The organism is uncultured Kocuria sp. (genome assembly GCF_947500125.1).
In the GTDB taxonomy this organism is placed as follows: Bacteria; Actinomycetota; Actinomycetes; order Actinomycetales; family Micrococcaceae; genus Kocuria.
Window position 1 is genome coordinate 1 of sequence record NZ_CANMRA010000004.1, and the last position, 26378, is coordinate 26378.

At 73.2% G+C, this 26378-nt stretch carries 29 protein-coding genes and 1 pseudogene; 14 read left to right on the forward strand and 16 right to left on the reverse strand.

Going from position 1 to position 26378, the window contains the following annotated elements; genetic code table 11:
- The first annotated feature begins 507 nt into the window (after window positions 1-507).
- Window positions 508-984 (forward strand): DUF4386 domain-containing protein, encoded by a 477-nt coding sequence (locus tag Q0817_RS03565; protein WP_298584494.1) that lies wholly within the window; start codon window positions 508-510, stop codon window positions 982-984.
- 161 nt (window positions 985-1145) lie between these two features.
- Here the strand turns inward: Q0817_RS03565 and Q0817_RS03570 are convergent, their stop codons facing one another.
- Both Q0817_RS03570 and Q0817_RS03575 read right to left on the reverse strand, forming a co-directional pair.
- Window positions 1146-2021 (reverse strand): serine hydrolase domain-containing protein, encoded by an 876-nt coding sequence (locus Q0817_RS03570; RefSeq protein ID WP_366139855.1) that lies wholly within the window; start codon window positions 2019-2021, stop codon window positions 1146-1148.
- A 393-nt stretch (window positions 2022-2414) separates the two neighbouring features.
- Entirely contained in the window at window positions 2415-3437 is a 1023-nt protein-coding gene (locus Q0817_RS03575) for a zinc-dependent alcohol dehydrogenase family protein (protein WP_298584495.1), read from the reverse strand.
- A gap of 173 nt (window positions 3438-3610) precedes the next feature.
- Here Q0817_RS03575 and Q0817_RS03580 point away from each other — a divergent pair, with 173 nt between their 5' ends.
- Both Q0817_RS03580 and Q0817_RS03585 read left to right on the forward strand, forming a co-directional pair.
- Complete coding sequence (locus Q0817_RS03580; protein ID WP_298584497.1) at window positions 3611-4486, forward strand: helix-turn-helix domain-containing protein; 876 nt, start codon at window positions 3611-3613, stop codon at window positions 4484-4486.
- A 119-nt stretch (window positions 4487-4605) separates the two neighbouring features.
- The gene (locus Q0817_RS03585) at window positions 4606-5175 is read left to right on the forward strand and encodes a DapH/DapD/GlmU-related protein (protein ID WP_298584498.1); all 570 of its coding nucleotides are present in this window, start codon (window positions 4606-4608) and stop codon (window positions 5173-5175) included.
- Between the two features lie 141 nt (window positions 5176-5316).
- Here the strand turns inward: Q0817_RS03585 and Q0817_RS03590 are convergent, their stop codons facing one another.
- Window positions 5317-6570: an MFS transporter gene (locus tag Q0817_RS03590; protein WP_366139857.1), complete on the reverse strand. Its 1254-nt coding sequence runs from the start codon at window positions 6568-6570 to the stop codon at window positions 5317-5319.
- Between the two features lie 170 nt (window positions 6571-6740).
- Here Q0817_RS03590 and Q0817_RS03595 point away from each other — a divergent pair, with 170 nt between their 5' ends.
- The 3 genes from Q0817_RS03595 to Q0817_RS03605 all read left to right on the forward strand — a co-directional run bounded on the left by Q0817_RS03595 (window position 6741) and on the right by Q0817_RS03605 (window position 8905).
- Window positions 6741-7226: an Lrp/AsnC family transcriptional regulator gene (locus Q0817_RS03595; RefSeq protein ID WP_298584502.1), complete on the forward strand. Its 486-nt coding sequence runs from the start codon at window positions 6741-6743 to the stop codon at window positions 7224-7226.
- Window positions 7227-7301: 75 nt separating this feature from the next.
- Entirely contained in the window at window positions 7302-8321 is a 1020-nt protein-coding gene (locus Q0817_RS03600; RefSeq protein ID WP_298584504.1) for an arsenic resistance protein, read from the forward strand.
- Entirely contained in the window at window positions 8318-8905 is a 588-nt protein-coding gene (locus Q0817_RS03605; protein WP_298584506.1) for a hypothetical protein, read from the forward strand. The genes Q0817_RS03600 and Q0817_RS03605 overlap by 4 nt, the downstream gene beginning before the upstream one ends.
- 24 nt (window positions 8906-8929) lie before the next feature.
- Here Q0817_RS03605 and Q0817_RS03610 read toward each other — a convergent pair whose 3' ends face one another.
- Window positions 8930-9538 carry a flavodoxin family protein gene (locus Q0817_RS03610; RefSeq protein WP_298584507.1) on the reverse strand — a complete coding sequence of 203 codons (609 nt, stop codon included), beginning with the start codon at window positions 9536-9538 and terminating at the stop codon, window positions 8930-8932.
- Window positions 9539-9705: 167 nt separating this feature from the next.
- Between Q0817_RS03610 and Q0817_RS03615 the strand changes: the two genes are divergently transcribed.
- The 3 genes from Q0817_RS03615 to Q0817_RS20050 all read left to right on the forward strand — a co-directional run bounded on the left by Q0817_RS03615 (window position 9706) and on the right by Q0817_RS20050 (window position 10989).
- On the forward strand, window positions 9706-10191 hold the full coding sequence (locus tag Q0817_RS03615; protein ID WP_298584509.1) for a pyridoxamine 5'-phosphate oxidase family protein: 486 nt from the start codon (window positions 9706-9708) through the stop codon (window positions 10189-10191).
- 108 nt (window positions 10192-10299) lie between these two features.
- The gene (locus Q0817_RS03620) at window positions 10300-10482 is read left to right on the forward strand and encodes a PspC domain-containing protein (RefSeq protein WP_298584511.1); all 183 of its coding nucleotides are present in this window, start codon (window positions 10300-10302) and stop codon (window positions 10480-10482) included.
- A gap of 189 nt (window positions 10483-10671) precedes the next feature.
- Window positions 10672-10989, forward strand: coding sequence for a maleylpyruvate isomerase N-terminal domain-containing protein (locus Q0817_RS20050; RefSeq protein ID WP_366139858.1), 318 nt, complete (start codon window positions 10672-10674; stop codon window positions 10987-10989).
- Here the strand turns inward: Q0817_RS20050 and Q0817_RS03630 are convergent.
- From Q0817_RS03630 to Q0817_RS20055, 3 genes and pseudogenes are all read right to left on the reverse strand, one after another.
- Window positions 10983-11603: pseudogene (locus tag Q0817_RS03630) on the reverse strand (ABC transporter permease subunit); the annotation flags it as partial. The gene Q0817_RS20050 and the pseudogene Q0817_RS03630 overlap by 7 nt on opposite strands.
- Window positions 11600-12556, reverse strand: a complete 957-nt coding sequence (locus Q0817_RS03635) for an ABC transporter ATP-binding protein (RefSeq protein ID WP_298584516.1) — start codon at window positions 12554-12556, stop codon at window positions 11600-11602. The gene Q0817_RS03635 and the pseudogene Q0817_RS03630, both read right to left, overlap by 4 nt.
- Before the next feature lie 701 nt (window positions 12557-13257).
- The gene (locus tag Q0817_RS20055; RefSeq protein ID WP_366139856.1) at window positions 13258-13389 is read right to left on the reverse strand and encodes a hypothetical protein; all 132 of its coding nucleotides are present in this window, start codon (window positions 13387-13389) and stop codon (window positions 13258-13260) included.
- Between the two features lie 128 nt (window positions 13390-13517).
- Between Q0817_RS20055 and Q0817_RS03645 the strand changes: the two genes are divergently transcribed.
- A complete protein-coding gene (locus Q0817_RS03645; protein WP_298584518.1) occupies window positions 13518-14330 on the forward strand; it encodes a hypothetical protein in 813 nt (270 codons plus the stop codon).
- A gap of 18 nt (window positions 14331-14348) precedes the next feature.
- On the opposite strand, the gene Q0817_RS03650 is transcribed toward Q0817_RS03645, so the two are convergent.
- From Q0817_RS03650 to Q0817_RS03690, 9 genes are all read right to left on the reverse strand, one after another.
- The gene (locus Q0817_RS03650) at window positions 14349-15134 is read right to left on the reverse strand and encodes a VOC family protein (RefSeq protein ID WP_298584519.1); all 786 of its coding nucleotides are present in this window, start codon (window positions 15132-15134) and stop codon (window positions 14349-14351) included.
- Window positions 15135-15361: 227 nt separating this feature from the next.
- Window positions 15362-16390 carry an ion channel gene (locus tag Q0817_RS03655; protein ID WP_298584521.1) on the reverse strand — a complete coding sequence of 343 codons (1029 nt, stop codon included), beginning with the start codon at window positions 16388-16390 and terminating at the stop codon, window positions 15362-15364.
- 85 nt (window positions 16391-16475) lie between these two features.
- A complete protein-coding gene (locus Q0817_RS03660) occupies window positions 16476-17615 on the reverse strand; it encodes an FAD-binding oxidoreductase (RefSeq protein ID WP_298584523.1) in 1140 nt (379 codons plus the stop codon).
- A gap of 54 nt (window positions 17616-17669) precedes the next feature.
- Entirely contained in the window at window positions 17670-17876 is a 207-nt protein-coding gene (locus Q0817_RS03665) for a hypothetical protein (protein ID WP_298584525.1), read from the reverse strand.
- Between the two features lie 45 nt (window positions 17877-17921).
- Window positions 17922-18836 carry a DMT family transporter gene (locus tag Q0817_RS03670; protein WP_298584527.1) on the reverse strand — a complete coding sequence of 305 codons (915 nt, stop codon included), beginning with the start codon at window positions 18834-18836 and terminating at the stop codon, window positions 17922-17924.
- 33 nt (window positions 18837-18869) lie between these two features.
- Entirely contained in the window at window positions 18870-19742 is an 873-nt protein-coding gene (locus tag Q0817_RS03675) for an N-acetylglucosamine kinase (RefSeq protein ID WP_298584528.1), read from the reverse strand.
- A gap of 130 nt (window positions 19743-19872) precedes the next feature.
- Window positions 19873-20094: a hypothetical protein gene (locus tag Q0817_RS03680; RefSeq protein WP_298584530.1), complete on the reverse strand. Its 222-nt coding sequence runs from the start codon at window positions 20092-20094 to the stop codon at window positions 19873-19875.
- A 271-nt stretch (window positions 20095-20365) separates the two neighbouring features.
- The gene (locus tag Q0817_RS03685; RefSeq protein WP_298584532.1) at window positions 20366-21124 is read right to left on the reverse strand and encodes a dienelactone hydrolase family protein; all 759 of its coding nucleotides are present in this window, start codon (window positions 21122-21124) and stop codon (window positions 20366-20368) included.
- Window positions 21125-21130: 6 nt separating this feature from the next.
- A complete protein-coding gene (locus Q0817_RS03690; RefSeq protein ID WP_298584534.1) occupies window positions 21131-22573 on the reverse strand; it encodes a sodium/glutamate symporter in 1443 nt (480 codons plus the stop codon).
- Between the two features lie 181 nt (window positions 22574-22754).
- On the opposite strand from Q0817_RS03690, the gene Q0817_RS03695 reads away from it, so the two are divergent.
- The 4 genes from Q0817_RS03695 to Q0817_RS03710 all read left to right on the forward strand — a co-directional run bounded on the left by Q0817_RS03695 (window position 22755) and on the right by Q0817_RS03710 (window position 26137).
- Complete coding sequence (locus Q0817_RS03695; RefSeq protein ID WP_298584536.1) at window positions 22755-23786, forward strand: DUF368 domain-containing protein; 1032 nt, start codon at window positions 22755-22757, stop codon at window positions 23784-23786.
- Window positions 23787-23866: 80 nt separating this feature from the next.
- Window positions 23867-25348: a DUF1538 domain-containing protein gene (locus Q0817_RS03700; RefSeq protein ID WP_298584538.1), complete on the forward strand. Its 1482-nt coding sequence runs from the start codon at window positions 23867-23869 to the stop codon at window positions 25346-25348.
- Window positions 25345-25701, forward strand: coding sequence for a P-II family nitrogen regulator (locus tag Q0817_RS03705; RefSeq protein ID WP_298584540.1), 357 nt, complete (start codon window positions 25345-25347; stop codon window positions 25699-25701). Before Q0817_RS03700 ends, Q0817_RS03705 begins: the two co-directional genes overlap by 4 nt.
- A gap of 46 nt (window positions 25702-25747) precedes the next feature.
- The gene (locus Q0817_RS03710; RefSeq protein ID WP_298584542.1) at window positions 25748-26137 is read left to right on the forward strand and encodes a CBS domain-containing protein; all 390 of its coding nucleotides are present in this window, start codon (window positions 25748-25750) and stop codon (window positions 26135-26137) included.
- Window positions 26138-26378 lie beyond the last annotated feature (241 nt).

Genomic DNA, 26378 nt, shown 5'->3' on the forward strand with positions numbered 1-26378 from the left:
AGACGCCATGCCACCACGATCCGCTCCTCCGTCCCGGCAGTCACGCCGAAGCACATCACGCTTTCCCAACACCTACTGACTCTTCATGATCCGCCCGATGGCCGGCCCCGCACCGGGAAGGCCCCTTTATTAAGCCTGGTACCCCGGTCACTACGAGTCCTCCGGGCGCCGAAGACGTGCCCGCCTGCGGACCGCGTCCTGCCCGCCGGTGAGGTGGTGCCCGCGGTGCGCCTCCGCCCAGGGGCGGCCTGCGGGGGCGATGCCTGAGGGCGGCGGCTGACTTGCGCGCGTCACACGTTGCAGTCAGGTACCTACTGTCGCTCCAGGAGACGGGCCAGGGCGGGGTGGGCGGGAGCCTGGGAAAACGGGGCACTGTCCGTTCCAGCCCTGTCGCCGACCGCAGGCAGGGCATACGCGAAGGCCTTGGCGCCGGGGGAAGCGCACCCGGGCAGGCGCCGCCTCGACCTTCCTGCTTTCCGCATTCCGCATTCCGCTGAAGGAAAGACCATGGAAGCACCCCAGCGCCTGGCCCGGGCGCTGCTGGTCTTCGCGGCCATCGGGGCGGCCCTGCAGTGCCTGAACCTGGTGTTCTACTTCGCCGCCTACCTGGTCGCCACCGACGCCTCCTACGCCGCCGCCCTGGGGCCGGCGGGGGCCGGTGCGCTGGTGGGGCTGCTCGTGGAGATCTACGCTCACGGGTTCCTCATCGCCCAGGTCTTCTTCGGTCTGTGGCTGCTGCCCATGGGCTACCTCGCCTACGTCTCGGGCATGTTCCCCCGGGCGCTGGGGGTGGTGCTGATGATCGCCTGCGCCGGCTACCTCATCGACCTCCTCGCCCTGTTCCTCGTACCCACGATCGGAGAGGCCATCTCCGGGATCGTCGTGCTGCCGGCGGTCGTCGGGGAGATCTGGATGGTCTTCTACCTGCTGATCCGGGGCGTGAGGACTCCCGAACCGGCCGGCCCGCTCCCCGTCGCAGCCTGAGCACCCACCCCGAAACATCGCTCCTCCTGTGACGCTCCGCCCGTTCGGGGCGCCGAGGGGCGGTCCCGGCACCGGGTGAGCGCCCCGTCGGACAGAACCAGCGGATGACCCCGCGACCGGTGCAGCAACCGTGGTGGCCCGTGCTGATCGTCGCTTCGGGTTCAGGATCCGCAACCCAGGAGGTCGTGGTGCGCGGTGGTCAGCGTTCTGGGTTGAAGGTGAAGGTGTGGCCCACGGCGGTGGAGACCTCGGCGAAGATCCGTGTGTCCGGTGCCCATGGCCCGGCCGTAGGCCAGCAGGTCGGCCACGTCCGAGATCAGGGCTCCGGCGGTGGCTCCCCAGCTGGGGTTCCAGTGGGTGGCGTTGGCCGGTGCCTCCGGCGTTGCGGTGTCGCCCTGGAGCGAGAAGCCCTGCGCGTAGGGTTCCGGCATCTCGGTGGACACCCCGGGCCAGACGGTCTCGTCGAGCCCCAGCGGGTCGAAGATCTGCTCCTCCAGGACCTCCCCGACCGGCTGGCCGGTGACCTGCTCGACGACCAGGCCCAGCAGGATGTAGTTGGTGTCGGAGTAGTCGAACCGCGCACCGGGGGCGAACAGGGCGGATTCCGAGACGCCGACGGCGACCAGCTCCTCCGGGGTGAAGACCTGTTGCGGAACCGCGAAGAAGCGGTCCGTGAACTGGGTGCTGCGGGTGTAGCCGGCCACATCGCTGGTCATGTCCGCCAGCTGGCGCAGGGTGAACTGCTCTCCGTTGGGGATGCCCTCGATGTAGTCGGCGATGGGGTCCTCCAGGGAGAGCTGTCCCTCCTCGGCCAGCCGCAGCATCAAGGTGGCGGTGAGGGCGTGGCGACCGATCCGACACGGGTGTGCACGACCACCTCCATGGGCTCCCCGGTGGCCGGGTCGGCCGCCCCGTAAGCGGCCGTCCAGGTGCCCTCCGGTGAGGAGACCCCCACCACCGCGCACCGCGCCGGGGGTGGAGGTCTGGGCGAACGAGGCCCGGGCGGCGGCTGCCCCGCCGGCCCCGACGAGGAGCACCGCCGCCGTGGCGGCGGCGAACGTGTGACGCGTGGGTCGTGCAGGTGATGACAGCTTCGTGTTTCTCCCGATCGGCGCAGACCACGTCCGGGGAAGGCCTGCACCCGGAGAACGGTGCTTCGGGCTCAGTCGTCATGGCCGACGATGTCGGCTCCTGCGCCGCGCTCCACCGCGGATCCTCGTCCCCGCAGCACGCACAGGCCGTGGAATCGATGAGATGACGGGCCGATCCACGGCCCCGTCCGCTCCGCAGGTGGCCGGACAGCGGCCACCCCACGGGCAGCGGTCTCCGTCAGCGTCACACCTGGCGGATCATCCACCGGCCCGTCACGGCGGCTGTCCCAGCGGTGTCGCGATGCGGGTTCGGCGGAGGCGCAGTTCTGCGGGAACAGGTCAGAGGGTGAGCAGGACCTTGGTGGCGCGGCGCTCGTCCATGGCCCGGTAGCCCTCGGCGGCTTCCTCGAGGGGCAGGGTGAGGTCGAAGACCTTGCCGGGGTCGATCTTCCGGTCCCAGATCAGCTGGATCAGCTCGGGCAGGAACCGGCGCACCGGTGCGGGTCCGCCGAGGGTGTGGATGCCGGCGAAGAACAGCTGGATGCCCGGGATCTGCACGTCGTAGTTGACGCCCACGTAGCCCAGGTGCCCGCCGCCGCGGGTGGCGCCCACGGCCTGCATGAAGGACTCCTGGGTGCCCACGGCCTCGATCACCGAGTGCGCCCCGAGCCCGCCGGTGAGCTCCTTGATCCTCGCCACGCCCTCCTCGCCGCGCTCCTCGACGATGTCGGTGGCGCCGTAGAAGCGGGCGAGCTCCTGGCGCTTCGGGTGGCGGGACATCGCGATGATCCGCTCGGCCCCGAGCTCCTTCGCGGCGAGGACCGCCATGAGCCCGACGGCGCCGTCGCCGACGACGGCGACGGTCTTGCCGGGCCCGGCCTCGGCGGCCACGGCGGCGAACCAGCCGGTGCCGAGCACGTCGGAGGCGGCCAGCAGGGAGGGGATCAGCTCGGGGTCCGGCTGTCCCGGGGTGGCCACGAGGGTGCCGTCGGCGTGGGGAATGCGGGCCTTCTGCGCCTGGGTGCCGATGGTGCCGGCGACGAACTCGGCGTGCACGCACTTGGACTGGAACCCGGCGCGGCAGATCTCGCAGGTGTTGTCCGAGATGACGAAGGACCCCACGACGAAGTCGCCGACCTGAAGGGTCCGCACCGCGGAGCCGATCTCCTCGACCACCCCGACGTACTCATGGCCCATCAGGGTGTGGTCGACGTCCTCGACGCCGCGGTAGGGCCACAGGTCGGAGCCGCAGATGCAGGTCGCGCTCAGCCGGACGATCGCGTCCGTGGGTTCGACGATTCCCGGGTCGGGGCGGTCCTCGACCCGGACGTCGCCGGGGGCGTGCATGATGACTCCGCGCATGGTGCTGTTCTCCTTCTGGGGCGATGTTTCGGTGCTGCGCCGGGTGGTGTGCCACGGCGCAGGTGGGAAGGTCGGTTCCAGTCAATCGCGGTGTGCGGCGGTGCGGGAGTCCCTGTGGAGGGGTGTACCGGCAGGGTCTCCCTCACGCGCCGACGGCCACCTACGCTTTCGGCATGGACAACCGCACCGAGGTCCGCGAGTTCCTCATGACACGCCGGGCCAAGCTCACCCCCGCCCAGGCCGGTCTGCCGGCCGGGGGCAACCGCCGGGTGCCGGGGCTGCGCCGGACCGAGGTCGCGGCCCTGGCCGGGGTGAGCGTGGAGTACTACGCCAAGCTCGAGCGCGGGGCCATCGCCGGGGCCTCGTCCTCGGTGCTGGAGGCGATCGCCGCCGCCCTGCGCCTGGACGAGACCGAACGGGCCCACCTGCTGGACCTGGCCCGTGCCGCCGACGGCGTCCCGGCCTCGGGTCGTCCGCGGCGCCGCGGCACCGGACCGGGGCAGGCGCGGCCGTCCCTGCAGTGGGCGCTGGAGGCGATCACCGATGGGGTGGCCTTCGTGCGCGACGCCCACCAGGACCTCCTGGCCACCAACGCCCTGGGCCGGGCCTTCTACGCCCCGCTGATCGGGGCGGGCGGGCGCACCCCGAACCTGGCCCGGTTCCAGTTCCTGGATCCGGCCTCCCGGGACTTCTACCCCGACTGGGAGGCTTTCGCCGGGATGTGCGTGGCCATCATGCGCGCCGAGGCCGGGCGTGACCCGTACGACCGGGGCCTGCAGGACCTGGTCGGGGAGCTGTCCACCCGCAGCGAGGTCTTCCGCACCCTGTGGGGGTCTCACGACGTACGCACCCACGGGACCGGCACCAAGCGGTTCCACCACCCGGTGGTGGGGGAGCTGACCCTGGCCTACGAGGAGCTGGCCGTCACCGCCGAGCCCGGGCAGGTGCTGATGATCTACACCGCCGAACCCGGCTCGGCCTCGGCCGAGCGGCTGCGGCTGCTGGCCTCCTGGGCCGCCGAAGACCCCGCCGCCGTCACCAACCACTGACCCGAGCTCCGGGTCGCGGGGCACCCACGGACGCGTCCACCCGCAGGGCGCGGGCCGGGCCGCGGGCCCAGGCGCTGAACCTGCGGATCCCGTCGCCCGGACACCACGGAAAGGACACCATGGAACTGACCGATCTCCTGGAGGCGCTCGACGCCGGACGCACGATCACGGGGGACTCGCCCCTGCACGAGGTCATGCACCGGGTCAGCCAGGACGCTCTGCGCATCACCGGGGAGCTCAACTGCGGATACCGGGAACCGGCCCGGGTGCGGGAGCTGCTGGCCCAGCTCACCGGCAGACCGGTGGACGAGTCGGTGACGGTGTTCCCGCCCTTCTACGCCGACTTCGGGAAGAACATCACCCTCGGCAAGCGGGTCTTCATCAACTCCGGGTGCAGGTTCCAGGACCAGGGTGGGGTGGTCATCGGCGACGACTGCCTGATCGGGCACAACACGGTGCTGGCCACCCTCAACCACGACCTCGACCCGAGCCGCCGGGCGGACATGCACCCGGCGCCCATCGTGATCGGGCGCAACGTGTGGATCGGGTCCAACGCCACGGTCCTGCCCGGGGTCACGATCGGTGACGACGCCGTCGTGGCCGCGGCCTCCGTGGTGACGAGGGACGTCCCGGAGAGGTCCGTGGTGGTGGGTTCCCCGGCGCGGGTCGTGCGCTCCGTGACCGACTGAACCGCACCGGCGTCGGTTCCTCCGGCGGATCGACTCACCGCTGGTCACCACCCACTGATTCCTCCACTGATTCCGCCACGACACCCCGGAGGGGCTGACCCGGGTGTCCCTGACGCCGAGCTGCCCTCCTGCCCTGACCGGTCACCCCTGATGTCCGCGCGGCAGGCCGCGGCGGGCCCGGAACCGGACGGCGCCTGCCAGCGCCAGGCAGGCAGCGGCCAGGGTGCCCGCGAACCAGTGGACGGACGAGGGGACGCCCACCGCGCCGGCCAGGACCCCGAGGCCCAGGACGGGCACGGCACTGCCCAGATACGTCACGAGGTAGACCGCGCTGACCACCCGGGCGTTGTCGGCAGGCGCCACGGACACGGACAGCTCGTTGAACGCGGTGCGGAACGCGATGCCCTGGGACGCTCCGGCGAACAGGGCGGCGAAGCACAGCAGCGGCAGGCTGGAGACAGCGCCCGCCACCCCGATCAGCGCCGTCCCCAGGGCCATCGCCACCAGCGCCCCGGGAAGGGCCCGGGCGCGTGCGTGTCCCACCAGCTGCACCGCCGCGGACCCGATGAGCACGAGGGCCGCCAGCGCCCCGATCCCGGCCGGAGAGCTCACCCCGAGCGTGCGGGCGAAGTAGCCCGGAGCCAGCGAGAGACTGAACCCGAAGAGCGCGAAGCTGAGGAAGCCGACCGCGGCCGCCTGCTGGAACCGCGGGCGGACTCCCGGAGGCAGGGCGAGCCGGCGCGGCCGCAGCGCCGTGAAGGCCGCCGGCCCCGGAGCCGGGGCGATGGCCGGCCGGGCGTGCAGCCTCCACAGGGGCACCAGGATCGCGACCAGCAGGGCGCAGTGGATGACGAAGGGAGTCGTCGTCGGCCGGGGCAGCTGGCCCAGGACCCCGCCCAGCAGCGGGCCTGCCGCCACTCCGCCCGCCGACGCCAGGAGGGTGAAGCGGCCGGCCCACTCCGGGCGGTGGGGCAGGAGCTCCCGCAGCGCCGCGCTGCTGGCTCCGGTCACCATGGCGACGGCTGCGCCCTGCAGGACGCGGCCGACCACCAGACCGGTGAGGCCCCCGGCGGTCGCGAAGACGATCCCACCGGCCAGCCCCACGAGGACCGACAGCACCAGGGCCGTGCGTCGCCCGATGTGGTCCGACCAGTGCCCGTAGAGGACGAGCCCGGCCATCAGCGCCAGCACGTAGGAGGAGAACGCCACCGTCACCGCGAAGGGGCCGAGTCCCAGGCGCTCCTGCAGCACGGGGTACAGCGGGGTGGCCAGGTTGGCCCCCACCAGCAGCAGCGCCGTCGTGGACATGGTCAGCACCAGGCGGGAACGCCGGCCCGCGTTCCACCCCCTGTCGGCGCTGCCGGCGTCAGGACGCATGGTCAGCTCGTGGAACACGGTCAACGCGGGCCCTCCGGTGGGATCGGCGAATGCGGTCTGTGTCCGGGGTGGCCGGCACAGCATGTGCACGAATTCTGACGGACGCTGAGTCCCGCAATAGCGGAATGGAGGCACAATTGATCATGCTGATCAAAACCGGGAAGCGGCGAGCACAGGAGGGCACCACGATGACCACACTGGACGCCGTCGACATCGAGCTGCTGCTGCACCTCCTGAGACACCCCCGGGCGCAGATCGGGGAGGTGGCGGCCTCGCTCGGGGTCGCCCGCAACACCGTGGTCTCGCGGATGCGCCGGCTGGAGCGCCGAGAGGTGCTGCGCTCCGGCGGCCGGGACGTCGATCTGGCCTCGGTGGGCTTCGACGTCCTGGCGTTCCTCACCCTCGAGGTCTCCCACCGGGAGCTCGACGCCGTCGTCTCCGCTCTGCGCGGCATCGACAACGTCCTGGAGGTGCACGAGATCTCCGGGCGCGGGGACGTCTGGTGCCGGGTCGCAGCACGGGACACCCGCGATCTGCACTCGGTGCTGCGATCGATCCTGCGGATCCGGGGCGTCCTCCGCGCCGAGACGTCCCTGGCCCTCAGCGAACAGATCCCTTACCGCGTCCAGCCCCTCCTGCGGACGCTGGCTCAGCGCGACCCCACGTCGACGTGAGGGCCGCCGCGGGGTCCGTGTCCGCGGCTCCCCGTCCGCAGGGGGCCACCGGATCCCGCACCTAGGCTGGGGCGGGTGAACGCACCGACAGCCGCCGCGTGGGCGGAGCGCCACCAGGTGGCCGTGTACCTGGCCGCCATCGCCGCCGCGGTCCTGGTGGGCTGGACCGTCCCGGGCGCCCCGGCGCTCGCCCCGGCCATCACCCCGGTCCTGGGGCTGCTGCTGTTCGCCACGTTCCTGGCCGTCCCGTTCGCGTCACTCGGCCGGGCCTTCGCGGACCTGCGCTTCCTGGCGGCGCTGCTGGTGCTCAACTTCGTGGTCGTCCCGGTCGTGGTCCTGGGACTGTCCCGGGCGGTCGCGGGGCACGAGGCGCTGCTGCTGGGCGTGCTGCTGGTGCTGCTGGCCCCGTGCGTGGACTACGTCATCGTCTTCACCGGTCTCGCCGGGGGAGCCGCCGACCGGCTGCTGGCGGCCGCCCCGCTGCTGATGCTCGCGCAGATGCTGCTCCTGCCGCTCTATCTGCTGCTGCTCGCCGGCCCGGAGGCGGTCGCCCTGGTGGAGCTCGGCCCCTTCGTCGAGGCGTTCGTGCTCCTGATCCTGCTGCCCCTGGCCGCGGCGGCGGTCGTGCAGCGGGCGGCGTCCCGCTCCGCCGCGGCCCGGCGGCTGGAGTCCGTCACGGCCGCGGCGATGGTGCCGCTGATGGCGCTCACCCTGTTCACCGTGATCGCCTCGCAGGTGCGCGGCGTGGGGGAGCAGCTGGCCGACCTCGCGGCGGTCGTGCCCCTCTACGTCGGCTTCCTGGTCCTCATGGTCCCCCTCGGGATCCTCGCCGCCCGCCTCGCCCGCCTGGACGTCCCGGTCTCCCGGGCCCTGGTCCTCGGCGGGGTCACCCGCAACTCCCTCGTGGTGCTCCCGCTGGCCCTGGCGCTGCCGGAGCGGCTCGCGCTCACGCCGTTCGTCGTCGTCACCCAGACCCTGGTCGAGCTGGTGGGGATGGTGGTGCTGGTGCGGCTGGTCCCCGCGCTGGTGCGGGACCGCGATCCACGACACAGTGGGGGGAGCATCCCGTCCGATCGAAAGGCTCCCCGCCCATGACGCAGCGCCTCCGTCCCGCCGCCCAGGCCCTCCGACTGTGGGGCCCGCGCCAGTGGGGCATCGCCGTGCTCGCGGGCCTCGCCACCGCCCTGGTCCTGGGCCTGGCCACCGTGCTCATCCCCAACAGCATCTTCAGCCGCGAGATCCCGCCGGTGTGGTGGAACTATCCCGTCTGGATCGCCACCTCGGCGCTCACCGGTGTCCTCGTGGCCTCCTACGTCTCGCCCGTCGCCGGCGGCACCCCGCTCCCCGACGACGACGTCGCCGCGGCCACCGTGGCCCGTGCCGTCGAGTCCGGCGAGCGCCGCAGCGCCCGGGTGGGCGCGGTCGGCGCGTTCGCGGCCTGGTTCGCCGTGGGCTGCCCGGTCTGCAACAAGCTCGCGCTGCTGGCCCTGGGGTCCACGGGGGCTCTGACCTGGTTCGCGCCCGTCCAGCCGTGGCTGGGGGCGCTGGCGCTGGCCCTGAGCGCGTTCGCCGTGGTCCACCGCCTCGCCGGGCAGATGACGTGCCCCGTGAACCTGCCGGTCAGCACCGCGAAGAACGCGGTGGTCCCGTCCGCGTCCGAGGCCCCGGATGAGCGGTAGGTCCGGGCGGGAACGGCGCCGGTCTCAGGCCGCCGGGTAGGGCTCGGTGCGCAGCAGCCGCGCCAGGTGCGCGGCGTTGCGGGCGGCTCCGGCCGTGGTGGCCGCGATCTTCTCCGGCACCTGGTCGAGGTCCTGGTAGTCCACGGACTGCATGGCCTCGCCCACCCAGTACGTCCCGGCCTGCGCCGGGACGGTGAAGCCGATGTCGCTCAGGCCCTGCGTCAGGTCGGCGATCGTCTTGTGGGCGCCGTCCTCGTTGCCCACCACGGCCACGATCGCGGTCCTGTCGTACATGATGGGCCGGCCCTGCTCGTCGGTCTCGGCGAGGTCCGCGTCGAGGCGCTCGAGCACCCGCTGGGCGATGCTGCAGGGGTGGCCCATCCAGATGGGGGTCGCGAGCACCAGGATGTCGGCGTCGAGGACCTGCTGCCGCAGCGCCGGCCACTCGTCCCCCTCGCCCATGTCCACCTGCACGCCCGGCTTCACGTCGTGGTCGACCACCCGGACCGAGGAGGTGCGCACCCCGTGCTGCTCGAGCTGCTCCAGCACGTGGCGGGCCATCAGCTCGCTGCTCGAGGGCTTCGGCGAGGGGGTCAGTGTGCAGACGAGGGCGACGGCGGAGAGCTGGTGCACGGGAACGTCCTTCCGGGGCGGAACTGGCGTCGGGTCGGTGTCCGCTCCAACCTATCCGGGACCGATCCGCCGGGCATCCCCCTCGTGCGAGGCGCCCCGCGTTCATAGACTGGCCCTCCGTGCCGCGGATCCGCAGTTCGGATGTCGACCAGAGAAGGGACCTCCCCATGACCGACCAGGACGACGGCGCCGCCAAGGTGCGCGAGCTCATCAAGAACACCCGGATCGCCATGCTCACCCACGCGGACGAGCACGGGAACCTGATCTCCAAGCCGATGGCCACGCAGGACGTGGACTTCGACGGCACCGTCTACTTCATCGCCGTGCGCACCTCGGACCAGGTCCAGGACCTGCAGCAGCGGCCCGCCGTGAACGTCGCCTACTCCGGGGACGGCGCCTGGGTCTCGCTGACCGGGACGGCGCTGGTGCTCAACGACGAGGCGAAGCTCAAGGAGCTGTGGGACAGCTTCACCGGCTCCTGGCTCGAGGGCGGACCCGAGAACCCGGACAACGTCCTCATCGAGGTCACCGGCCGCTCCGCCGAGTACTGGGACACCCCCGGCGGGGGCAAGGTCACCCAGGTGGCCAACCTCGTGAAGGCCAAGGTCACCGGCGACACGGTCAAGGGCGACAAGGGCGTCGTCGACCTCTGACCTCCGGGGGAGCCTCGCCTCCCCGGGGCCGCCCGCTCCGCCCCGTACGGGCGGAGCGGGCGGCCCCGCCCCCGGGCGTGTCCCGGAGCCCGTTGGTAGAATCCGGCCATGAACACTTCACTGGTCCGCCCCCGCAACGGCAAGCTCATCGCCGGCGTCTGCGCGGCCCTCGCGGCCCGCTTCGGACTGCCGAAGTTCCTCCTGCGCCTGGGCTTCATCATCTTCGGCCTGGTGGGCGTGGGGGAGCTGGTCTACATCGCGCTGTGGATCATCATCCCCAAGGAGTCCTAGGCTCCGCCCTGACGCCTCCGGCGCCGCCTCCGGGTCGGTGATCTCCCGCAGCGCCGCCCCTTCGTACCGGCCCGGTGCACGATCTGTCATCCTGGCACCCCGAGGGAGTGCGCGCCCGGTCGTGGCCGCGTCCCGGGGCGAGGAGGCGGGACCATGAACAGCAGCACGAGCGGCAGCCGGACGGCCGGCATGAGCGACGACGACGTCTGGGCCGCGATCGACCTGCAGCGCCGGCGCACGGCCGACCTGCTCGCCGGGCTCTCCGAGGCGCAGTGGGACCACCCGTCGCTGTGCCAGGGGTGGACGGTGCGGGGCGGGGCGGATCAGACCATGAGGTCGCGCCGGGCGAAGGCGGCGGCTCCGCCGAGCGCCGCCAGCACCGCCAGGCCGGCCAGCAGCGCCAGGCCCGGCCAGTCGAAGCCGGTGGCGAGCGGTTCGGCGCCGATGTACCAGTGGAAGGGGGAGATCCTCTCCATCCAGGGCGCCTCCGCGATGGGGGAGAGGTAGCTGAGCAGGTACGCGGCCACCGCGGCCGCCGCGGCCGCCCCCAGCGCGATCCCGCGCCGACCGGTCGCGGCCCCCACCGCGAACGCCACGGTGCCCAGGGCGCCCCCGAAGAGGAGCAGCCCGGTGCTCGCCGCGGCCACGTTCGTGGCCGACAGGCCGAGCTCCAGCGCGGCGGAGAGGACGCCGAGGGAGGCGCTGAGGGCGAGGACCAGCACGAGGACCGTCAGCCACAGAGCCGTCAGCCGCTCGGCGTAGATCCTCCGCCGCGAGACGGGGGCGCTGAGCTCGAGCTCGAGCGTGCCGTCCTCCTCCTGCCCGGCGACCAGGCGTGCGCCCAGCCCGATCGCGCACACCAGCGTGAGGACGGCGCCGAGCAGCGCGTACACCGTCGAGGTGACGTAGCCGGCCGCCGTGGTCATGCTGTCGAAGCCCATCGCCGTGATGAACTCCGACGGCATGGACTCGAGCATCGCGTCCATCTGGCCGCCGCCCACGCTGGGGTAGAACGCCGTGTACAGAGCCGTGACGGCCGCGACGGCGAGCGCCCACAGCAGCAGCGACCGCCGGGTGGTCCGCAGCACTCCGGCCAGGACGGTCCCGCCGCGGACGGTCATCGCCCGACCTCCGTGGCCCCGGCGCCCGGCGCCGGACGGGCCGGGCCGGTGGGCTCGGCCGGCTGCCGGTAGAAGTCCAGGAAGAGGTCCTCGAGCTCACGGTCCTCGGCCTGCCAGCGGACCACGCGGTGCCGGGCGGCCGCGGTCAGCAGCGGCATGGGGTCGCCGCGGAGCAGGCAGGTCAGGGTCACCCCGTCGGAGGGGTCGAGGACGGCGTTCTCCACGCCGGGCAGGCCCACGAACTCCGCCAGGGGCACCGGATCGGCGAAGCGCAGGAGCACCTGCTGACCGGCGCGGGCCCGCAGGGCCCGGACGTCGTCGAGGTCGACCACCCGGCCCTCGCGGATGATCGCGACCCGCCCGGCGACCTCCTCGACCTCCTGGAGCATGTGGCTGGAGAGGAAGACCGTGGCGCCGCCGGCGCCGGCCTCGCGGGCGAGGAGCAGGAACTCCCGCTGGAGCAGGGGGTCCAGGCCGCTGGTCGGCTCGTCCAGGACGAGCAGCTCGGGATCGTGCATGAAGGCCTGGACCAGCCCGACCTTCTGCTTGTTGCCCTTGGACAGCGCGCGCAGGGGACGGGACAGGTCCAGGGAGAGCCGCTCGGCGAGCTCGCCGGTGCGCCGCCTGCCCCGGCCGCCGCGCAGGGCCGCGAGGTAGGCGAGGTACTCCCCGGCGCTCATCCGGGCGGGGAAGGAGAGCTCGCCGGGCAGGTAGCCGATCCGTGCGCGCAGCCCGGGCCCACCGGCGGCGGGCGCGGTGCCGAAGACCTCCACGCTGCCTGCCGTGGGGCGCAGCAGGTCCATGAGCACCCGGATGGTGGTGGACTTGCCGGAGCCGTTGGGCCCGAGGAAGCCGAACACCTCCCCGGCCCGCACCTCGAGGTCCACCCCGTGCAGGGCCCGGGTGCGCCCGTAGTCCTTCACGAGCCCGTGCACGCGGATGGCCGGTGTCATGTCAGTGCTCCTCGACCTCGCGCACGCTCCGTGCTGACCGCATGACCTCATCGTAGAACAGGGGGTCACGAACGGGTCAGGACCCCGCGGACCCATCCGCTCCGCCGTCGGCGCCGAACACCCTCGCGAGACCACCACATCGCCACCACATCGACGAGGAGAGGACGCGTCATGGCCTTCGACATCGACCGGTTCGCCGAGGAGTCCACCAGCCTGCACTGGGAGGACCTGGGGCTCGAGGCCCTGCGCGACGACCCGCTGCCCCCGGAGACGCTGCGCACGCTGCGGTACATGTGCGACGTCGAGTTCCACACCGTCTGCTACCTGCGGGACATGCTCGTGAGCCCCTCCCGCAAGGACCCGGAGGTCGGCACCTTCATGACCATGTGGAACCGGGAGGAGTTCTGGCACGGGGAGGCGCTGGCGCACGTGCTGTCCCTGCACGGCATCACCGTGGCCTTCGACGAGGTCAAGGCCAAGCGGGTGAAGCTCGGCTGGCGCGACCGCGTCGGCCCGGTCAAGCAGTCGCTGCTGTCCAACATCGTGGGACACGACTTCGTCGCCGTGCACATGCTCTGGGGTGCGGTGAACGAACGGTCCGCCGCCGCCGCGTACCGGCGTCTGGCCGCGCTCGAGGACCACCCGGTGCTCGCCCCGCTGCTGCGGCGCATCGCCGCGCAGGAGACCAAGCACATCGCGTTCTACACGACCCAGGCCCGCGCCCGGCTGCGGGACAACCCGAAGGCGCAGAAGCTGGCCCGTCTGGCCCTGCGCACGGCCTGGCAGCCGGTCGGCTCCGGGGTCTCGACCGAGGAGGAGGTCACCCACGTCATGGGCCACCTCTTCTCCGGCACCGACGGCCGCAAGGAGATCGAGGCCATCGACCGCCAGATCGCGAAGCTCCCCGGGATGGCGGGTCTGACCGTCGTGGCCGACGCCCTGGACGCCCGGGCGTGCCGGCGTGAGCCCGACCGCCGGGTCCGGCGTGCACGCCTCCCGGTTCGACGTGCGCGCCTATGCGCGCGACCCGCACGAGCTGCGCCCCGCGGACCTCGACCTGGAGGGTCTGCGCGGGCTCGCGCCGGAGACGCTCGACGTGCTGCTGCACCTGTGGTGCGTCGAGCGCGGCCTCCTGGACCGGTTGCGGGACGTCCTGGTCACCCCCACCCACGCCGAGTCCAGGGTGACCGCCTTCCTCACCACGTGGAGCTACGAGCAGCACTGGCTCGCCGAGTCCCTCGGCGCGGTCCTGGCCGCCAACGGGCGCACGGCCCGGGAGCCCGCCGACACGACCGGAGGACGGATCCGGCGGGCCTGGGACGAGCGGGCACGGCCCGCGCTCGGGGCGGTGGCGAGCAATCTCCTGGGCGCCGACGTCACCGGGGGGCAGATGGCCGCCGGAGGGCTCGACGCCGCCGTGCTCGCCGCGGTCTACCGCCGGCTGGGCGCCGCCGAACCCCGGCTGGCCGGGACGGCCCGGGAGATCGTGCGCCTCAAGGAACGGCATTTGGCGTTCTTCGCCGAGGAGGCCGGGGCGCGGTTGGCCGCAAGCGTGAACGCGCGCCGGCTCGCGCGCTCCGGCGCGGCCCGGTGGCGCTGGCCCGGCACCCGCTACGGCGCCCCCGGGCCGCACCGGGCGTGGGTCCGCCGGCTGTTCGCCGATCCGGCCGCCCGTGCCGACCTGCTGGGGGTCGACCAGGAGCTCGCCGCGCTGCCCGGTCTGGCCGGCGCCCGACCGGTCGCCGCGGCGCTGGGGCGCCTCGAGAGGACCTGAGGCGCCCCGGCGCGGGGCCTACATGTCCTCCTGCGGGGTCATCACCATGAAGACCTCCCGGTCGGGGCCGGCGACCACCGCCATCCGCCCGTACTCGAAGTCGAAGGGCTCCTGGCCGACCGAGCCGCCGGCCTCGCGCACGCGCCGCGCCGCGGCGTCGACGTCCTCGACCTGGAAGGCCACCGACCAGACGGGCCGGGCGTCACCGGCCCGGGGGTCGAGTCCGCCGATGCCCCCGGCGGGCATCTGCCCGCCGGGGACGGTGAACAGGGCGTAGGGCATCTCGTCGTCGCCGATGTCCTGGTACGTGTAGCCGAAGACCGCGGCGTAGAAGCCCTGGGCGGCCGCGGGATCGCCGGTCATGAGGTCGCACCAGGCGACCGCGCCGGGCTCCGCGTACGCGTCGAAGCCGGTGTGCTCGTGGGCCTGCCACATCCCGAAGGCCGCCCCGGTGGGGTCGACCCACATCCCCATGGAGCCGAAGGGCCCGACCTCCATGGGCTCGAACACCGGGGTGGCCCCGGCCTCGACCGCCCGGGCGGCGTGGGCGGCGATGTCCTCGGTGGCGAGGTAGACCGACCACACGTGCGGGGCGTTCTCCATGCCCTCCATGGTGGGGGAGAGCCCGGCGACGGTCCGCCCGTCGAGCAGGGCGTTGCAGTAGCCGCCGTACTCGGGCTGGGACTCCGAGTAGGTCCAGCCGAGCACGTCGCGGTAGAAGGCCTGGGCGCGGCCGAGGTCGGTGGCCATCAGGTCCACCCAGCAGGGCGTGCCGGCCGGCCAGGGTTCGGTGTGCGTGGTCATGACGAGGGTCCTTCCGGGGAGCGGGTGCAACGATGCCGCCGGGGATCCGGGGCGGGGCCCGGGGCTCGGGCACCACGCACGGTGACCTCCGACACGTTCCAGGCTAGGGGTCCGCTCGGACGCGGTAACCGGACCGCCCGCCACGCTCCCCGGTGCGCCGCCGGGCTCGGGGGCCTGCTCGGCAACGTGGTGCCCGGCCGGTGCGGACGGGGCCTCGGGCGCCGGCCTCAGGCCGAGCAGCAGCCGGCGATCTCCTCCGCGGAGAGACGGCACTCGCCCACGTAGAACAGCACGCAGCCCTCCGGCAGCGGGGTCTCCCAGCCCGGGTCGAGCAGCGCGCCCTCGTGCTGGACGGCGAGCACGGTGGCCCCGAAACCGCGCCCCATGGCCTCCTGGACCCGCCCGAAGCCCTGGCCGGCCAGCCCCGCGGGCAGCCGGGCGCTGTAGGTGTTCCGCCCGCCGTGGGTCATCAGCTCGGCGTAGACCGCCGCGATGCCCGGGTCCTGGAGCTCTTCGGTCGCCAGCCGCGGGGAGTGCCACTGCACGCACCGCACGTCGTCGTCGACGTAGGAGAAGTTCCGGGCCCGGCCCATGTCGCGCAGCGTCACGACGACGTGGGCGTCCGGGTTCACGTGCGTGACCGCCACGGTCAGCGTGAGCGCCTCGTTGTCGTCGCGCGCGTCGACGAGGACGCGCGCCGCGCGGTGCAGGCCCGCGCGGCGCAGCACGGCCTCGTCGGCGAGGTCGCCGCGGACGAAGCCGACGTCGGGGTGCTCGGGCATCGGGTGCTGCGGCACGTCCTCCCACGCGCACAGCACCATCGACCCGGTGCCGTCCCCGGTGAGCTCCTGGACGAGGCGTTCGGTGCGACCCGGCGTGTGGCCGAGGATCACCAGGTGGTCCGACATCTCGAGGTCGATCCGGCCCCTCATGCGCTGTCCCTTCGTGTTCTCGATCGCGGTGGCGATCCGGGTGAAGATGATGGTCAGCGTGGCGATGCCGCCGATGATGACGTACACGCCGACCAGGTGGCCGCCGAGCGTGGTGGGGAAGAAGTCGCCGTAGCCCACGGTGGAGGCGGTGACCAGGAACCACCACCAGTAGTTCTGCGCGGCGGTGATCGGGTTCTCGGACGGCTCCGCCCAGGCCATCAGCGGCCAGCTGGTGAGGAACACCGCGGCGATGATCAGCAGCGGCAGTCCCCAGGCCCGCAGGCGGCCGAGCCGGCGGACCAGGCGGAACAGGATGAACGGCACGGTGGTCTCCTGTCGGTTCGTGGGGCGCCCCCGACGACCCTACGCCGGTCCGCGCCCGCGGCCACCACCGCGTGGCCCGGCGGCGTCAGCCGGCCGAGCGGCCCAGCCGCTCCTCGTGGTGGAGGTGCCCCGGGACCGTGCCGGTCAGCACGGTCTCCGCCAGCGCCTCGCCGAGCGCCGGGGCCTGCTTGAAGAGGTTGTGCCCGGCCAGGGCGGTGAGCCCGTCCTCGGACCAGACGCCCACGCCGTCGTCGCCCCACGGCAGGCGGGTGACCCAGCAGTGCACGTGGTCGACCGGGCGCGGGTCCAGCCCGGGCAGGGCGCGTTCCACGTAGGCCACGGTCCGGTCGGCCAGGGCGGCCAGCGCCGCGGGGTCGGCGAGGCCCCCGTCCGGGTGGGCGGGGGTGTCGGCGCTGAGCCCCACGGAGTAGTGGCGGCCGTCCGGGTACGGTGCGGCGTACACGCCGGTCTCCCCGAAGGCCCCGCTGCCGTCCTGGAAGGTCGGGAGGCCACGACCGGTGCCGGGGCCCGGTCCGCCGGAGGCCGGTCCACTGGAGGCCGATCCGCCGGAGCTCACCGTGAAGGTGAGGCGGAGGTGCGCGCCGACCTCCACGGGCAGGTCCAGCCCGGCGCCGCGGGCCAGCGGGGCGGTGCCCCGGCCGGCGCACAGCACCACGTGGTCGTAGGTCTCGCAGGTGGTCCCGGTGCGCACCTCCACCTCTCGCGCCCCGGTGCGCCGCACCGAGAGCACGTGCTCGCGCAGCATCGAGCCCTCGAGCCGGTGCGTCAGCGCCGCGACGGCGTCGAGGGTGCGGATGGCGCCGCCGTCGACGTCGAGCATGGCCGGGCCCGTCCAGTCGGCCAGGAGGGGCAGCCGGTCGTGCAGCTCCTCGGGCGGGAGGCGCCGCACGGGGACCTCCGCGAACGGCTCCAGGGTGCGGAGCTTGTCCTCGACCCCGTCCCCGATCGCCACGGCGCCGTCGGAGGAGATCAGCTCGACGCCGAACTCCTCCTCCCACTCCCGCCACAGGGCCCGGCTGCGGGCGACCAGCGCCACCAGCCGGGGGTCCTCGTGGGCGTGCCGGAAGATCCGGCCCTGCCCGGCGGACTGTCCGCCGCCGGGCGGACCGGACTCGTAGAGGGTGACATCGGCGCCGCGCGCCCGCAGGGCGTGGGCGGCGGCGAGGCCCACGATGCCGGCGCCGACCACGGCCGTGCGGGTCATCGGGGTGCTCCTGGGGTGCTCGTCATGGTGTGCGAGGAGTCGGCCGGTCGGATCTCAGCCGTCCTGCTCGGGGTCGGAGCTCTCGCCGAGGATGTCGTCGAAGGCCTCGCGCACGGCCTGCCGGGTGGCCAGGCGCACGCTCGCGGCGCCCTGCTTGTCGGCGGTGTCGGCGTCGGCGATGTTGCTGCGCTCCTCGCGCTCCTGCTCCAGGGCGTGGTCGCGGGCGGAGCGGATGCGGTCCATGATCTCGTTGGCGTCCATGGGCCCCATCCCATCACGGACCTCCGGAATTGAAAAGTGGGCTGATCACTTCTGCCGGGCGTCGGCGCCCGTGGCGGCGTCCGCCCCGAGCTCGGGCGTGCCCCCGCCCACCATGACCACGGCGCTCGCGGCCACCACCAGGCCCATGCCCACGAGCTGCAGTCCCGTGAGTCCCTGGCCGAGCACCAGCAGCCCCGCGAGTGCCGCCACGGCGGGCTCCAGGCTCAGCAGGATGCCGAAGACCTTGGGCGGGATGGCCCGCAGCGCCAGCAGCTCGAGGGAGTAGGGGACCACGGAGGAGAGCATCGCGATCCCCACCCCGGCGCCCAGCACGCCCCACGTCAGGGCGGGGGCGTGCGCCGTGAGGACGCCCACCGGGGTGACCAGGACCGCGGCCACGACCAGCGCCACGGCGAGACCGTCCAGCTGGTCGAAGTGCCGGCCCGCGGACCGGCTGCCCAGGATGTAGGCGGCCCAGCCCGCCCCGGCCAGGCCCGCCCACGCGATGCCGGCGAGGTCGAGCTCGGCCCAGGGCACGGTGAGGGCCTGGGAGATGAGCACGATCCCGGCCAGGGCCGCCGCCACGGCGAGGACGTCCCGGGGGCGGCGGGAGAGGACCGCCGAGAGGGTGAGCGGGCCGAGGAACTCGATGGTCACGGCCACGCCCAGCGGCAGGGTGGCCAGGGACTGGTAGAACGCGAAGTTCATGCCCGCCAGGGCCGCCCCGAAGAACAGGCCGGACCGCCACGCCTCCCGGGACCGGCCCCGCAGCCGCGGCCGGATGACGGCCAGCATGATCGCCGCGCTGATGAGCAGCCGCATGGTCACCGTGGCGGAGGCCCCGATCAGGGGCACCAGCACGGCGGCGAGGGCTCCGCCGAACTGCACGGAGACGACGGCGGCCAGCACGTAGACGGTCGGCCGCAGCCGGGGGCTGCGGGCGGGAGCGAGGGTGGTCACCCGTTCAGGGTAGGGCTCCGCCGCGTCCCTCGCTCACCGCCGGTCGGCGAGGGCGGGGGCGCCGTGCACGGGATCGCGCTCGAGCACCCGCAGCTCCCCGAGTCCGCGGGCCGCGGCGGCCTCCCGCAGCCGGTGCCGCAGCAGCGGCTGGTGCCGTGCCAGGCCGCCGCCCACCACCACCGGGCCGGTCAGCTCCAGCCGCCGGGACACGGTGGCGGCGAGGTCGGCCAGCGCTCCGGCCGCGCGGTCCACCAGCTGCAGGGCGTCGTCGTCGTGCGCCGCGGCCTCGAAGGCGACCCGGGAGAGCCCGGCCCAGAACCCGCGGTCCGCGGCGGCGTGGAACCGCTCGATGAGCTGACCGGGCTCGGGAACCCCGCAGTGCTCCAGCACCGCCCGGTCCAGGGCGTCGGGCCGCAGGCCGTCGTCGAGCCGGGCGAGGGCGCGGCGCACGAGCTCGCGGCCCAGCCAGTAGCCGCTGCCCTCGTCGCCCAGCAGGTGCCCCCAGCCGCCGGCCCGGGCCTCCCGGCCGTCCGGGGTGGTGCCCCAGGCGGCGGATCCGGTGCCGGCGATGACCGCGATGCCGGTGCGGCACCCGCCGGCGGCCAGGACCAGCCGGGTGTCGTGCACGACGACGATCCGCGCCGCGCCCGTGTGCGGGGCGATGAGCGCGCGCAGCGCCTCGGCGTCCGCGGGCGTGTCGACGCCCCCGGCCCCCGCCACGACCACGTCCGCGTCGGAGGCCTCGAGCTCGCCGAGGACGCGCGCCAGGGCCCGGGAGGCGTCCTCGGCGCTGACGTTCTGCACGTTCGCGCTGCCGCCGACCGCCTCCCGCGCCGGGTGGCCGTCCTCGGCCCGCAGGCCGTGGGTCGTGGTGCCGCCGATGTCCAGGCCGATGAGGATGCTCATGGGTCCATCCTGCCGTGCGCGGCCGGACGGACCCCGGGTACGACGACGTCTGGGCGGCCCTGGGGCACGACGACGCCCGACCGGGTGCCGGTGCGAACCGGCCCGATCGGGCGTCGTGGACCGTGTCCGGTCAGGCCGCGAGGGCCAGGGGTGCGGGGCGCAGGCGGCACCCCTCGAAGGAGAACAGCCGGCGGACCCCGGTGCCGGCCTCGAGGATCCACAGGACCCCCAGGGGGTGCGAGACCTGCCCCACGGTGCCGATGCAGCTCTCGTAGAACTCGTCCCAGATCTCGAGCCGGTCACCGGGCTGGATCCGGCTCAGGTCGGTCATCCACTTCTCAGCAGCGGTCATGTCGCCACCTCCCATCAGGTTTTTGTCTGTGTACTCCTCCATGGTGCACTGTCCGGGGCGACCTGCGCGGCCGCTCCGATTTGACAAACGGCCCGGCCGTCTTGACCTTCGTCACACCCCCATCCGCTCCGCAACCTGGACCGGTTGTCCTCGGCCGCGGCGGGCGTCGATCTGTGACGGCCGTCCCTGCCCGGGGCGTGAACATCGCCACGTCACGAATTCGTCGTCGCACGTCGTCATCCGTGTCGCGCGCCCCCGGCGCTCCGGACGCTCAGCCGGCGGAGTCCTGCGGGGCGTCCGGGCCGGCCGGCTCCCGCAGGTGCCGGTCGAAGAACGCGGCGATCCGCCGGCGGGCGTCCTGGGTGGCGGGATCGTCGTAGGCGGTGCGGCTGAACCGGCCGAGGACCCGCAGCATCGGGGAGAGGTCCTCGGGGTCGTGGTCGTTCATGAACCCGTGGCCCACGCCGGGGTAGATCTTGATGTCGTGCTCCACCCCGATCTCCGTGAGGATGCCCTCCAGGCGGCGGCCGGCGTCCCCGCCCAGGGGCGTGGTGTCCGCCCCGCCGTAGCTGCCGACGATCGGGCAGGCGCTCGGGAGCCACTGCTCGGCGCCCTCGGGGCACCCGCCGTAGTTCGTGCTCGCAGCCGAGAACCCGTGCTCCGCGGCCAGCGCGAGCGCGTAGCCGCCGCCCATGCAGAAGCCGATCACCCCGATCCGGCCGGTGCAGTCGGGACGCGCCGCGAGCCAGGACCGGGCCGCCTCGACGTCGTCGAACGTGCGTCCCCGGCGGGCGCCGATGTCCTTCATGATCGTGCGCAGGCAGCGCAGCCGGCCGCCCCAGTGGAAGAGGTCCGGTGCGGCCGCGAGGAACCCCTCGCCGGCCAGCCAGTCCGCCTGGTGGCGCAGGTCCTGGCTCATGCCGGTGAAGTCGTGCACGAGCACCACGCCCGGCCAGGGCCCCGGACCGTCGGGCACCGCCACGTGGACGGGCATCTCCCCGTGCTCGGTGGCGACGACGACGTCGCTCATGACCGCTCAGGCCTGCCGGGCGTGGACGGCGTCGGCGGATCCGGCCGCCACGAGCCGGCGGCGGTAGGACATGCCGCCGACCAGGGCGACCACGAACAGCACCGACATGGCGATGAACAGGGGCCACGGGCCGAACTGGTAGATCAGCGGCACCGACGCGGCGGTGATCAGCCCGCCGCCGAAGAACGGCTCGAAGAACAGCTGCTTGTAGCCGAAGGCCTCCATCGCGGGGCTCTCGTCGTGCGGGTCGGCGATGCGCATGAGGATGAGGCCGGTGGCGGTCACGCCCATGGACTGGCCGAAGTCCGCGATGCCGCGCTCGAGCCAGTAGTCGGGGATGACCTTGGGCACGAACAGGAGCAGGAAGCCGGTGCAGAAGACGACGCCGGCGACGGACAGGACCAGGAAGACCTCCCAGTTCGCGGCGATCGCGGTGAGGGACAGCGTCGCGATCGCGGCGAGGATCAGGAAGTCGAGGGCGAGGCCCTGGATGCGCAGCATCATCTGGTGGTCCAGCAGGTGGCCGATGCCCCGCCAGTCCATGACCAGCTGCACCACCACCCCGCCCAGCATGGCGAGCGGGAAGAGGGGCACGAACGCGAGCAGCTCCACGGTGTCCGCCCACAGCGCCTGCTCGACCCACTGCAGGGCCGAGAGCATGAGGTAGCCGATGAGGATGGCGATCCCCACGACGGCCACGTGCAGGGTGAGCGGCTCGATCGAGGCCGGCCGGGAGGTCATCATGGCCGCGGGGATGTTCTCGTCCCGGCGGTAGAGCCCCTTCTGCTCCTCGACGGACTGCTCCACGTTGCCCTTGAGCACCTTGGTGCGCCCGGTGCGCACGCCCCAGTTGATGACGGCGATCCCGATGACGATGCCGCCCACCAGGCCGATCGTGGCCATGCCCAGGGCCAGGTCCGCGCCGTCCTCGAAGCCCAGCTCCTCCATCACGGGGCGCATCCCGGCCGCCGTGCCGTGGCCGCCCTCGAAGCCGATCTCGATGAGGGCGCCGGCCATGGGGGAGATCCCGAACAGGGGACCGAGGACCGCGATCACCAGGAGCAGGCCGACGACGTACTGGCCGGAGCCGAAGGCGAGACCCACCGACAGCTGCGGCCCGGCCAGCCGGGCGACGCGGCGGGGACCGGGGATGGACGCCCCGAGGAAGAGCGTCGCGAAGACCACGCTGATGAGCAGGCTGGGGAGCGTGGACCACACCTCGAGGATCTCCGGGGTGAAGACGCCCCCGTCCGCGAGCCAGCCGACGCCGGCGGCCTCGCCGAGACGGCCCAGGACCTGGGGGCCGGCCAGCAGGGCGAGGAAGCCCGCGATGATGGAGCTGGGCAGGAAGATCTTCTGGATCCACCGCACCCTGACCCGCAACCACTTCCCCACGAGGAACAGTGCTGCCAACAGGATCAGGGCGAAACCGACGTGGTCGGGACTCATGGCGGACTCCTGGGTCGAAGGCGCGTGCGGTCGGGCCAGTCTATGCACGAGTGGTCGACGGCACACCAGGAGCCGCTGCGCCGGGCGTGCGCCCCGGTACCCTGGCAGGGGTCCCCATTCTTCCCCGCGCCCTTCCACACGCCCTCTCCCGTCCGCCCTCTTCCACCGCCCAGGAGCACCCGTGACACCCTCGTCGCCCCCGGACCGTCCGTCGACACCGACGGTCACCACCACGACCGCCGCCGCCGGCGGGGAGGTCCGCCGCAGCATCCCGGGCAACGTGGTGCGCGGAGCGCTCATCGGCGTGGTCGAGACCGTCCCCGGGGTCAGCGGCGGCACCGTTGCCCTCGTGGTCGGCATCTACGACGAGCTCATCAACTCCGCCGGTCACGTGGTGTCCGCCGGCAAGCGGGCCCTCCTCGGACCGGACCGCGCCGCCGGGGTGCGGCACCACCTGGCCCGGGTGCACTGGCGGATCGTGGTGCCCGTGGTGATCGGCATGGTCGCGGCCCTGCTCACCGTGGCCGGTCCCATGAGCCACCTCGTCGAGGAGTACCCGGTCACCATGCGGGCGCTGTTCTTCGGCATGGTCCTGGCCTCCATCGGGGTGCCCCTGCGCCTGGCGGGCGGGGCCCTGCGCGCCCGGGACGCGGTCGTGGTGGCGCTCGCGGCGGCGCTCGCGTTCGTGCTCGTGTCCATCCCGCCCACCACGGTCGCGCCCGCGCCGCTGCTCGTCGTGCTCGCGGCCATGGTCGCGGTGTCCGCGCTGCTGCTGCCCGGGCTCTCCGGCTCCTTCCTGCTGCTGACGATCGGGCTCTACCAGCCGACGCTGCGGGCCGTCGACGAGCTCGACCTCGGCTACCTGTCCCTGTTCTTCCTGGGCGCCGGCCTGGGCATGGTGGTCATCGTCAAGGGTCTGCAGTGGCTCCTCGACCACCACCACCGGGTCACCATGCTGGCGCTCACCGGCCTCATGCTCGGCGCCCTGCGCACCCTGTGGCCCTGGCAGCTCGAGGACCGCACGCTGCTCTCCCCCGAGGGGGACTGGTGGGTCCAGCTGCTCGCGGCCGCGGCCGGCTGCGTCGTCGTCCTCGCCCTGCTGGCCGTCGACGCCCGCACCCGGGCGCGGACCGGGCACGGGTCCCAGGAGGAGCTCGCCGGCGTCGAGTCCGGCGACGAGGTTGCCGACGAGGCCACCGACAGCACCCGGTAGACGGCCGCGGGCGCCACGCGGGAGACTGGTCGGAGAGACGCCCGTCCGCGGATCCCCTCGGAGGAGGTCCGGCAGCGCCCATGGAGCACCTCACCCACTTCTCCCGGGAGTTCCTGAAGGCCCTGCGGAGTCTGCTGCCCATCGTGGTGGTGGTCGTGGTGTTCCAGCTGGCCGTGTTCCGGGAGGCCCCGGACCGGCCCCTGCAGCTCGTCGCCGGACTGCTGATCGTGGGCGCCGGCATCGCCCTGTTCCTGCACGGGCTGGACCTGAGCGTCTTCCCCGTGGGCAAGAACCTGGCCAACCAGTTCGCCCGCCGCGGCGCCCTGGGCCTGCTGCTGCCGTTCGGCTTCGCCATCGGCTTCGCCGCCTCGATCGCCGAGCCCGCGCTGATCGCCGTGGCCGCGCAGGCCGAGCTCGTGAGCGAGGGGCGCGTCGACGCCCTCACGCTGCGCCTCGTCGTCGCCGTGTCCGTGGGCGCGGTGCTCGTCCTCGGGATCCTGCGCATCCTCCGGGGCTGGGCCGTGCAGAAGCTGCTGATCCCCGGCTACGCGCTCGTGCTCGTCGTCACGTACGTCTCACCCCCGGAGATCGTCGGGCTCGCCTACGACTCCGGCGGCGTCACCACGAACATCGTCACCGTCCCCCTCATCGCCGCGATCGGGATCGGCCTGGCCAACTCGATCCGGGGCCGCAGCGCGCTCACGGACGGGTTCGGCCTCGTGGCCCTGTGCGTCATGGTGCCCATGATCGGCGTGCAGCTCTACGGCATCTGGGTCTACACCGTCGGCGACGCCGCGCCCGTCGGCGCCGACGCGTCCGGGGACGCCCCGGTGCACCCGGTCCTGGAGCACGTCCTGGGACTCGCGCAGATGATCCGGGACGTCCTGCCCATGGTGCTCGTGGTCCTGTTCTTCCAGTACGTCGTGCTGCGCCGCCGCCTGTCCCACCCGCTGCGCGTCGCCGTGGGCTTCGTGATGGTCCTCGTGGGGCTCTACGCGTTCGTCGTCGGGCTCAAGATCGGGCTCTTCCCGCTCGGGACGATGATGGCGGAGCAGCTGATCGCGCGTGGCGCGCCCGCCCTCATCCTGCTCTTCGCCCTGCTCATCGGCTTCGCCACGACCATGGCCGAGCCGGCCCTCGTGGCCATCGGCGAGCAGGCGGAGGCGGCCTCGCCGGGCAGGATCAGCGGCTCCACCATCCGGCTCGTCGTGGCCGTCGGCGTGGCGGTCGGCATCACCCTGGGCGTGTACCGCATCCTCGTGGGAGCACCGTTGCACTACGTGATCATGGCGGCCTACGCCGTGGTCCTCGTCCTGGTCCTGCTGGCGCCGAAGTACATCGTGGCCCTCGCCTTCGACCTCGGGGGCGTCACCACCTCGGAGGTCACCGTGCCCCTCGTGACCGCCCTGGGCATCGGGCTCGCGGGCGCGATCGAGGGCCGGGACGTGCTGATCGACGGCTTCGGCCTGATCGCCTTCGCCTCCATCTTCCCGATCATCTCCGTGCTCGGGTACGCCATGATCCTGGAGAGGATCCCCCGCCTGCAGAAGGAGCCGACATGAAGTTCACCGCCGTGGTGGTCATCGCCCCCGACGACCTCGAGGACACCGTCATCGAGCAGGCCCAGCGCGCCGGGGCCACGGGCGTGACCATCCTCCCGGGCAAGGGCATCGGGGGCGAGGCCAAGCGCACGTTCTTCGGCCTGACGTTCGAAGGGTCCCAGACCGTGCTCCTGATGGTCGTGGGCACGCACCTGGCCACCCCGATCCTCAAGGTGCTGCACGACATCCTGATCGACGACGACGACGGCGGCTCCCGCGGCATCGCCTTCTCCGTGCCCATCGACCACCTCACCGGCATCGACATGCAGCAGGTCGCCCGGTTCGAGGAGCACATGCGCCGTGAGGGCGCCTGAGCCGACCCCCGTTCGAGTCCCGTTCGAGATCTCCAGGAGGACCCCCGTGCTGACCGTCAAGGACGTCATGGTGCGCGACGTCATCACCATCTCCCCCTACAGCACCCTGCGGGAGGCGCTGTCGACCATGCGCACCCGCCAGGTCAAGAGCCTGGTGGTGGAGCCGCAGCACCCCCACGACGGCTACGGGCTGCTCAGCTACAGCGAGCTGCTGCACGCCATCGTGGCGGAGGAGGGGGACGTGGACCTCCTCAACGTCTACGACGCCGCCGTCAAGCCGGTGGTCACCGTCGGGGAGGACCTCTCCGTGAACCAGGCCGCGGCGCTGATGACCCGCTTCCACCTCAACCGCCTGGTGGTGGTGCAGGGCAACGAGCTCATCGGACTGCTGGCGATGAACGACATCCTGGCGCGGCTCATCAGCGACCTCACCTGACCCGCCCCGCCCGCGGCATCTCCGGCCTCGAGGGCCTCGAGGGCCTCGAAGGCGGCGGGCGGCCGTCCCGTGCGCTGACGGGTCTGGTTCTGTCGGTCCGAGCAGTGCAATCCGACGGAACGGGACTCCTCGCGGTGGCAGGAGGCGGAACGGGACTCCTCGTGGACGAGAGGCGGGGCACGGCGAAGGGCCCCGGCGTCGACTGCGACACCGGGGCCCTCCGTGTGGTTCGACGGCTGAA